The organism is Ilumatobacter sp., assembly GCF_041688325.1.
GTDB lineage: Bacteria > Actinomycetota > Acidimicrobiia > Acidimicrobiales > Ilumatobacteraceae > Ilumatobacter_A.
Map to the genome: position 1 here is coordinate 22,822 of NZ_JBDNIJ010000221.1, position 7,401 is coordinate 30,222.

Consider the following 7,401-nt stretch of genomic DNA (forward strand, 5'->3'; position numbering starts at 1 on the left):
TCAGCTCACTTGCTCTTCTGGCCGCCGAAAGCGGCGCCCTTGCGACGCTTCTTGCGTGGCTCGTTGTCTGCGTCAGCGCCCTTCTTGAAGGGGAAACCGTAAGCGTCGAGGAGGGCTTTGCCTGCTTCGTTGCTTTTGGCAGTCGTGACGATGGTGATGTCCATGCCGCGGGGATGATCAGCCTTGTCGGGATTGATCTCAGCGAACATCGTCTGTTCGGACAGGCCGAACGTGTAGTTGCCGTTGCCGTCCCAGCTGTGTGCCGGCAGGCCGCGGAAATCTCGAATACGGGGGATGGCAACCGAGATCAATCGATCCAGGAATTCCCACATCCGGTCACCGCGCAGGGTGACCTTCGTACCGATGGCCTGGCCTTCACGCAACTTGAAGTTTGCGATCGACTTGCTGGCCTTCGTGATGATCGGCTTCTGACCGGCAATGACTGTGAGGTCAGCGACAGCAGCTTCGATCAGCGACGGTTGTCCGGCTGCACGCCCAACACCCATATTGATCACGATCTTTTCGAGCTTCGGCACTTCCATGACGTTGTCAATGCCCAGCTCAGTCTTGAGCGCAGCAGCGATCTCGTCGTTGTAACGCGCCTTGAGCCGGGGCAGGGTTGCCGGGCTCGTCATTACGTCAGTCGTTACGTCAGTCATCAGACTTCGACTCCACTCGGACGAGCGATGCGCACCTTGGTGCCATCGTCCTTCACCTTGTAACCGAGACGGACGGTCTTGCCACCGTGAACGAGCATCACATTGGAGACGTCGAACGGCATGTCCTTCTCGATGATTCCGCCCTGCTCGTTGGCACGGGACGGCTTGCTGTGCTTGGACGCCGTGTTGACGCCGTGCACGATGATCTTGTTGGACTTCGGGAAAACCTTGTCGATTTCGCCCTGCTTGCCCTTGTCTTTGCCGGTGATGACTTGAACGGTGTCACCCTTGCGGAGCTTCATCACAACACCTCCGGCGCGAGTGAGACGATACGCATGAACTTGCGGTCGCGCAGCTCACGGCCGACTGGGCCGAAGATACGAGTGCCTCGAGGCGTCATGTCGTCCTTGATGAGGACGGCTGCGTTCTCGTCGAAACGGATGTAGCTGCCGTCGGGACGACGCTTTTCTTTTTTGGTCCGGACGACGACGCACTTGACGACTTCGCCCTTCTTCACGCCGGCACCAGGCATCGCGTCCTTGACCGTTGCGACAAAGATGTCGCCAATCGAGGCGTAGCGACGGCGGGTGCCACCGAGGACCTTAATGCAGAGCACTTCTTTGGCTCCACTGTTGTCTGCAACACGCAGACGGCTTTCTTGCTGAATCACTTGGCACGCTCCAACACATCGATGACACGCCAGCGCTTTTTCTTGCTGAGCGCACGGGTCTCCATCACGCGGACCTTGTCGCCAATGTTGACGTCGTTGGTCTCATCGTGGGCGTACAACTTGGTGGTCTGAAGGATCATCTTGTTGTACTTGGCATGCGGAACACGAGAGACAATGGCCACAACGGCGGTCTTGTCCATCTTGTTCGACACAACGGTGCCTTCACGCACCTTGCGAGCGGTGCGCTCGAGGGTCTGTTCTGTGGTGTTTTCCACTGCTTCACTCATGGGGCTCAGTTCCCTGCCTCGGCCGCTTCGATTTCTTTCGAGCGGATCAGCGTGTTGATGCGGGCGGCCTGCTTGCGAACCTTGCCGATTTCGGCAGTGTTCTCGAGCTGGCCGGTTGCGTTGCGGAAGCGCAGGTTGAGCGCTTCCTGCTTGGTGGCCTGCAACTCTTCGATGAGTTCACCCATCGAGAGTTCAGCGAGTTGATTCTTCTTCGCCACTAGATCGGCTCCTCACGGGTGATGATGCGGCACTTGATCGGCAGCTTCTGGATGGCCTTGTTGAGGGCCAGCTTCGCGGTCTCTTCGTCGGGGTACGAGAGTTCGAACATGGTCCGACCTGGCTTCACGACGGCCACCCAGAATTCGGGGTTGCCCTTGCCGGAACCCATGCGGGTCTCGGCCGGCTTTTTCGTGACTGGCTTGTCCGGGAAGATATTGATCCAAACCTTGCCACCGCGCTTGATAGCACGGGTCATCGCGATACGAGCTGCTTCGATCTGACGGGCCGAGATCCAACCCGGCTCGAGAGCTTGAATGCCGTACTCACCGAAGTGGAGGCCTGAGCCACCCTTCGTTTGTCCCTTGGTGCGGCCGCGATGGTGCTTGCGGTGCGCGACTTTACGGGGCATCAACATTGGTCAAGCTCCCTTTCAGTCCGAGCCGCGGAGCCGCGGCGATTCGTTCGTTTCGCCGAGCGCGGTGCGCTTGGCGATGGCTTCTTCTTCGTCGAGCAACTTCTCGAGTTCCGGATCAGCTTCTTTCACCAGCGGCTGCGCCTCAGGGGCGCCAGCTCCGGCTTCGGAGTGAACGGCCTTCGGGCCGCCGGAAGACACAACCTTGCGGGGTGCCAGCGCAGCGCCGGAGGTCTCGCCGACAGCCATCGCAGCTTCGCGCTGGATCTTATCGTCGTTGATCTTTTTGTACGGGAGGATGTCGCCCTTGTAGATCCACACCTTGACGCCAACACGGCCGGAACTGGTCTTTGCTTCGCGCAACCCGTAGTCGATGTCGGCACGCAGGGTGTGCAACGGCACACGGCCTTCGCGGTACCACTCGGTACGGCTCATCTCGGCGCCACCGAGACGACCCGAGCACTGCACCCGAATACCGAGGGCACCCGCACGCTGTGCGTTTTGCACGGCCCGCTTCATGGCACGCCGGAAGGCAATGCGGTTGACCAACTGGTCAGCAACGCCCTGGGCGATCAGCGCAGCATCGAGTTCGGGGTTCTTGATCTCGACGATGTTGAGCTGAATCTTGCCGTTGCCAGTGATCTTGGTGATCATCTGACGGAGCTCGTCAGCCTGGGCGCCACGGCGACCAATGACGATGCCCGGACGGGCAGTGTGCACATCGACGCGGAGCTTGTCACGGGTGCGCTCGATCTCGATGCGGCTGATAGCAGCCGACTCGAGCAGCGTCATGATTTCCTGGCGGATAGTCCAGTCTTCCGTGAGGTACTGCTTATAGTCACGCTCGCTGAACCAACGCGACTTCCAGTCGGTGGTGATTCCGAGACGGAATCCGTACGGATTGATCTTCTGACCCATCAGTTCTCCTCCGCCTCGTCAGCGGCCGTGTCGCTTGCAATGTCTGCTTGTTCTTCTGTTCCGTTTTCCTGGCTTGCACCAGGCTTCAAGGAGCTGGCTACTGGAGCCGACTCTTCGGTGTCGACTGCAATGACTTCGCTGTCGGCTTCGACGCTCGTGTCGGCTGCCTGCTCCTTGGAGCGCGCAACACGGTCACGACGGTTGGTGGCGGCGGGGCGGCCGCTGCCGGCACCCTGACGCTCGGCACGGGCCTGAACGATGGCGATTCGAGCGTCACTCATGCGGGCAACGATGATTGTCACATGGCAGGTGCGCTTGAGAATGCGGCTTGCACGACCCCGCGCACGGGGCTTGAAACGCTTGAGCGTCGGTCCCTCGTCGGCGAAGCACGCAATGACAAACAGTTCGTCAGCATCTTGGTTGTCGTTGTTGACCGCGTTGGCCACTGCCGAAGCGAGCAGCTTGCGAACCGGAATCGCCGTGTGGCGCTCGGTCAGCTGCAGGATCTGGTCGGCCGACTTGACGTCAAGGCCGCGGACCAGGTCGAGCACTGCACGGACCTTGGAGGCCGAGGTGCGGACGTACTTGGCGGTGGCCTTTGTACCGGAGCGTTCGCCGGCGACGTACGACTTCTCGTTGAGCTTGGGGCCGGTCATTAGCGACGTGCTCCTCGTTCTTGACCCGCATGGAACTTGAAGGTGCGGGTGGGGCTGAACTCACCGAGCTTGTGGCCGACCATCGACTCGGTCACATAGACCGGGACGTGCTTACGGCCGTCGTGGACAGCAAGCGTGTGGCCGACCATGTCGGGGATGATGGTCGAGCGACGGCTCCAGGTCTTGATGACCTTGCGCTCGCCGGCTTCGTTCTGGGCATCGATCTTCTTGAGCAAATGCTCGTCAACGAAGGGGCCCTTTTTGAGACTGCGTGTCATGTGTCTGTATCTCTTTCCGTACTTCTTGCCGGCCAGCGCGTTAGCGACGGCCACGTCCCGAACGACGGCGGCGGATAAGGAGGTCCTGACTCGGCTTCTTCTTGTTGCGAGTTCGGCTCTCGGGCTTGCCCCATGGGGACACTGCTGGACGACCACCGGAGGTGCGGCCTTCGCCACCACCCAGAGGGTGATCGACCGGGTTCATCGCAACACCACGGGTCTGGGGCTTGACGCCCTTCCAGCGGTTGCGACCGGCCTTACCGATTTTGATCAGCTCGTGCTCGGAGTTGCCGACTTCGCCGACAGTTGCACGGCAGTCAATGAGCACGCGGCGCATCTCGGTGGACGGCATACGCAGGGTTGCGTGATCGCCATCCTTTGCGACGAGCTGCACGGAGATACCGGCCGAACGGCCGATCTTTCCACCCTGGCCGGGGCGCAGTTCGACGTTGTGAATGGTGGTACCAACCGGGATAAACCGGAGTGGCATGGCGTTGCCGGGCTTGATGTCCGAGCCCTGACCGGAGACCACGTGGTCACCGACGCCGAGGCCACGGGGAGCCAAAATATATGCCTTCTGGCCGTCTGAGTAGTGCAGGAGTGCAATACGGCAGGTGCGGTTGGGGTCATACTCGATGGCGGCGACCTTGGCAGTCACGCCATCTTTGACTCGCTTGAAGTCAATGATGCGGTACTGCTGCTTGTGGCCACCACCGCGGTGACGGCTGGTTTTGCGGCCGTAGCTGTTACGACCACCGGTGCGGCTCTTCGGAGCGAGCAGCGTCTTTTCAGGCGTCGTCTTTGTGACGTCGCTGAAGTCGGAGCTCGTCTGGAAGCGACGGCCGGGTGATGTGGGCTTGCGTGAACGAATAGCCATGGTGCGCTCAGTTCTCGAACAGCGGGATTTCGCCCGCTGCCAGGGTAACGATGGCCCGCTTTTGGCTGGGCTTCTGACCGACGCGGTTGGTACCGCGGGTGCGCTTGCGCTTGCCCTGACGGTTGAGTGTGTTCACCTTGCGGACCTCGACGCCCCAAATGCTCTCGATCGCATCGCGAATCTCGGGCTTGGAGGCCGACTTGGCCACTTCGAAGGTGTACACGCCGGTCTCGATGAGGGCGTAGCTCTTCTCGGAAACGATCGGAGCAATGATGATGTCGCGGGGATCCTTCATGTCAGGACTCCTCTTCCTTCTTCAGCTGCGAAGCGGGGCGGGTGAAGCCAGCGGTCTGAGCGGCTTCTTCAGTGGCGAACCACACTTCGGCGACGGTCCGGTTGTAGAAGGACGTGTCGGGAAGGTGGTAGAGCATCGAGGAGGCGTTGCCCTTGATGGGGAAACCATCGGGCATTTCGTCGCCCTCGATCGGAGCGTGCGAGCCTTCGCCGTGGGGTGATGCATCAGCTTCAGCGGCGGGCTTGGCAGCCTTGGACTGAACGGCGGGCTTGGCGTCACTCGCAGGAACGACGTCCTTACTGAAGACGAGCCAGTCGTTGCACAGCACGTCGTACGTGTTGAGCTCGCCGGGGCTAATGACGTGCACGTGCGGCAGGTTGCGGAAGCTCAAGGCGGCATTGGCATCGTCACGGCCGACGACCACGAGCACAGTGCCCGTAATGTCGAGAGCGGCGAGCAGCGCCTTGGCGTCTTTGGTCTTCGGTGTGTTGATGCCGTAGCTGTCGACGACGATGACTTTGCCTTCGGCGGCCCGGTCAGACAATGCTGAACGAAGAGCCGCTTTGATCATCTTCTTCGGTGTCTTCTGGCTGTAGCTGCGGGGCTTGGGGGCCAACGCAACGCCACCACCAGCGAACTGCGGTGCACGGATTGAGCCCTGACGGGCGTTACCGGTGCCCTTCTGGGCGTACGGCTTGCGACCGCCACCACGCACCTCGGCGCGAGTCTTGGCGCTCTGCGTGCCAGCACGACGTGCGGCGAGCTGAGCGGTAACGACCTGGTGCATGAGCGGCACGTTCGGCTCGATGCCGAAGATGGCGTCATCGAGGTCGACCGAGCCGGCGTCTTTGCCGGAAGCGTTCTTGAGAGTCAGTGATGCCATGTCAGGAAACCTTTCCAGCGAACTTGACTGCGTTGCGGACGATGACCACGCCGCCGGCGGGGCCGGGGACCGAGCCCTTGATGAGCAGAATGTTGCGCTCGACGTCACTCTTGACGACTTCGAGGTTCTGCGTCGTGACCTGCTCATGGCCCATGTGGCCTGCCATGCGCATGCCCTTGAAGACACGGGCCGGGAAGGCGCACTGGCCGATGGCTCCAGGCTTGCGGTGGTTCTTGTGAGCACCGTGCGAGGCAGGTGCTCCCTTGAAGTTGTGACGCTTCATGACACCGGCGAAGCCCTTACCACGGCTGGTCGCAGTCACATCGACCTTGGTGCCAGCGGCGATTTGCTCGACCGTGATTTCTTGGCCGACTTCGAAGCCATCTACGGAATCGAGGCGAAGCTCAACGAGCCGCTTGCCCGGCTCAACGCCGGCTTTCTCGAAGTGCCCGGCCTGTGGCTTGTTCAGCTTATTGGCCTTCTTCTGTCCGTAGGTCACCTGCAAAGCGGTGTATCCATCACGTTCATTGGTCTTGATCTGCACGATGCGCATAGGTGCAACACGAAGCATTGTGACGGGAACGACTTTGTCGTCCACCCACGTTTGCGTCATGCCGACCTTTTCGCCGACGATCGCTTGTTGTGCCATTTCCGGCAGCCTTTCCGTTGTCCAAGCCATCCGGCGATATACCGGGGGCTCTCCACGCAAATGCTCCGGGCCTGCACGCACCAATGTTGGTGCACTCAGACGCTCGGAGCACGATTCATAGGGTGCCGTGCGGTTCCGTTCCCAACGTCGGGGAGGGCCTACACGAACATCATTTGTCGTTCTTGTCGATCACGGGACGAATCCCGATCACGGCCATGCAATGCTAGGGGCACCCCCACGCGAACCCAACTCGCGTGTTCATGCGGTTTCGCCCGGATGCGCGTGACTCGCGACACTTCCTGGCCAATTTGGCGCCCAATTTCCAGCTGCTGGGCCCCAATCTCGTCATCTCGGGACAGGGAGCAGCGGAATCCGCCGTCAATCTTCCCGAGATGTACCGCGGTGATCTCATCAGATGTTCGCCGGTGCCACCCCGGGCCGCATTCAGAAGATTCAAGATCCGGCGTTGATGAGCTGGTCGACTGGAGCAAAATCATCGGTGAGGATGGTTGCACCGTCGACAAAAGCAGCGAAGTCGCCGACAACTTCGCCAGGATCGTTGTTGGCGATTCGCAGCGCATCGAGCGCGACCGCGTCG

The 7,401-nt window shown here is 60.8% G+C and carries 13 protein-coding genes; all 13 read right to left on the reverse strand.

Annotation, left to right across the window (positions count from 1 at the left end):
* Positions 1 to 5: 5 nt before the first annotated feature.
* The 13 genes from rplE to rplC are packed head-to-tail and all read right to left on the reverse strand — an operon-like array spanning position 6 to position 6,803.
* On the reverse strand, positions 6 to 659 hold the full coding sequence (gene rplE, locus ACH2EI_RS12660; protein ID WP_395153324.1) for a 50S ribosomal protein L5: 654 nt from the start codon (positions 657 to 659) through the stop codon (positions 6 to 8).
* The gene (rplX, locus tag ACH2EI_RS12665) at positions 659 to 961 is read right to left on the reverse strand and encodes a 50S ribosomal protein L24 (protein WP_395160278.1); all 303 of its coding nucleotides are present in this window, start codon (positions 959 to 961) and stop codon (positions 659 to 661) included. The genes rplE and rplX overlap by 1 nt, the downstream gene beginning before the upstream one ends.
* Positions 961 to 1,329, reverse strand: coding sequence for a 50S ribosomal protein L14 (gene rplN / locus ACH2EI_RS12670; protein WP_394931998.1), 369 nt, complete (start codon positions 1,327 to 1,329; stop codon positions 961 to 963). Before rplN ends, rplX begins: the two co-directional genes overlap by 1 nt.
* Positions 1,326 to 1,616, reverse strand: a complete 291-nt coding sequence (rpsQ, locus tag ACH2EI_RS12675) for a 30S ribosomal protein S17 (RefSeq protein ID WP_395156737.1) — start codon at positions 1,614 to 1,616, stop codon at positions 1,326 to 1,328. The genes rplN and rpsQ overlap by 4 nt, the downstream gene beginning before the upstream one ends.
* A gap of 5 nt (positions 1,617 to 1,621) precedes the next feature.
* Positions 1,622 to 1,834, reverse strand: a complete 213-nt coding sequence (rpmC, locus tag ACH2EI_RS12680; protein ID WP_395156739.1) for a 50S ribosomal protein L29 — start codon at positions 1,832 to 1,834, stop codon at positions 1,622 to 1,624.
* Positions 1,834 to 2,250, reverse strand: a complete 417-nt coding sequence (gene rplP, locus ACH2EI_RS12685; RefSeq protein WP_395156741.1) for a 50S ribosomal protein L16 — start codon at positions 2,248 to 2,250, stop codon at positions 1,834 to 1,836. The genes rpmC and rplP overlap by 1 nt, the downstream gene beginning before the upstream one ends.
* 15 nt (positions 2,251 to 2,265) lie before the next feature.
* Positions 2,266 to 3,165, reverse strand: a complete 900-nt coding sequence (gene rpsC, locus ACH2EI_RS12690) for a 30S ribosomal protein S3 (protein WP_395156743.1) — start codon at positions 3,163 to 3,165, stop codon at positions 2,266 to 2,268.
* On the reverse strand, positions 3,165 to 3,821 hold the full coding sequence (rplV, locus tag ACH2EI_RS12695; protein WP_395156745.1) for a 50S ribosomal protein L22: 657 nt from the start codon (positions 3,819 to 3,821) through the stop codon (positions 3,165 to 3,167). The genes rpsC and rplV overlap by 1 nt, the downstream gene beginning before the upstream one ends.
* Complete coding sequence (rpsS, locus tag ACH2EI_RS12700; protein WP_394928233.1) at positions 3,821 to 4,099, reverse strand: 30S ribosomal protein S19; 279 nt, start codon at positions 4,097 to 4,099, stop codon at positions 3,821 to 3,823. The genes rplV and rpsS overlap by 1 nt, the downstream gene beginning before the upstream one ends.
* Before the next feature lie 40 nt (positions 4,100 to 4,139).
* Positions 4,140 to 4,976 (reverse strand): 50S ribosomal protein L2, encoded by an 837-nt coding sequence (rplB, locus tag ACH2EI_RS12705; RefSeq protein WP_394932004.1) that lies wholly within the window; start codon positions 4,974 to 4,976, stop codon positions 4,140 to 4,142.
* 7 nt (positions 4,977 to 4,983) lie between these two features.
* Positions 4,984 to 5,271: a 50S ribosomal protein L23 gene (rplW, locus tag ACH2EI_RS12710; RefSeq protein ID WP_395156748.1), complete on the reverse strand. Its 288-nt coding sequence runs from the start codon at positions 5,269 to 5,271 to the stop codon at positions 4,984 to 4,986.
* A gap of 1 nt (position 5,272) precedes the next feature.
* On the reverse strand, positions 5,273 to 6,154 hold the full coding sequence (gene rplD / locus ACH2EI_RS12715; RefSeq protein ID WP_395156750.1) for a 50S ribosomal protein L4: 882 nt from the start codon (positions 6,152 to 6,154) through the stop codon (positions 5,273 to 5,275).
* A 1-nt stretch (position 6,155) separates the two neighbouring features.
* Positions 6,156 to 6,803 (reverse strand): 50S ribosomal protein L3, encoded by a 648-nt coding sequence (gene rplC, locus ACH2EI_RS12720; protein WP_395156752.1) that lies wholly within the window; start codon positions 6,801 to 6,803, stop codon positions 6,156 to 6,158.
* Positions 6,804 to 7,401 lie beyond the last annotated feature (598 nt).

Coding starts and splice junctions, on each gene's coding strand:
- rplE (WP_395153324.1), bottom strand. CDS start 659: ATGACTGACGTAACGACTGACGTAATGACGAGCCCGGCAACCCTGCCC.
- rplX (WP_395160278.1), bottom strand. CDS start 961: ATGAAGCTCCGCAAGGGTGACACCGTTCAAGTCATCACCGGCAAAGAC.
- rpsQ (WP_395156737.1), bottom strand. CDS start 1,616: ATGAGTGAAGCAGTGGAAAACACCACAGAACAGACCCTCGAGCGCACC.
- rplP (WP_395156741.1), bottom strand. CDS start 2,250: ATGTTGATGCCCCGTAAAGTCGCGCACCGCAAGCACCATCGCGGCCGC.
- rpsC (WP_395156743.1), bottom strand. CDS start 3,165: ATGGGTCAGAAGATCAATCCGTACGGATTCCGTCTCGGAATCACCACC.
- rplV (WP_395156745.1), bottom strand. CDS start 3,821: ATGACCGGCCCCAAGCTCAACGAGAAGTCGTACGTCGCCGGCGAACGC.
- rpsS (WP_394928233.1), bottom strand. CDS start 4,099: ATGACACGCAGTCTCAAAAAGGGCCCCTTCGTTGACGAGCATTTGCTC.
- rplB (WP_394932004.1), bottom strand. CDS start 4,976: ATGGCTATTCGTTCACGCAAGCCCACATCACCCGGCCGTCGCTTCCAG.
- rplW (WP_395156748.1), bottom strand. CDS start 5,271: ATGAAGGATCCCCGCGACATCATCATTGCTCCGATCGTTTCCGAGAAG.
- rplD (WP_395156750.1), bottom strand. CDS start 6,154: ATGGCATCACTGACTCTCAAGAACGCTTCCGGCAAAGACGCCGGCTCG.
- rplC (WP_395156752.1), bottom strand. CDS start 6,803: ATGGCACAACAAGCGATCGTCGGCGAAAAGGTCGGCATGACGCAAACG.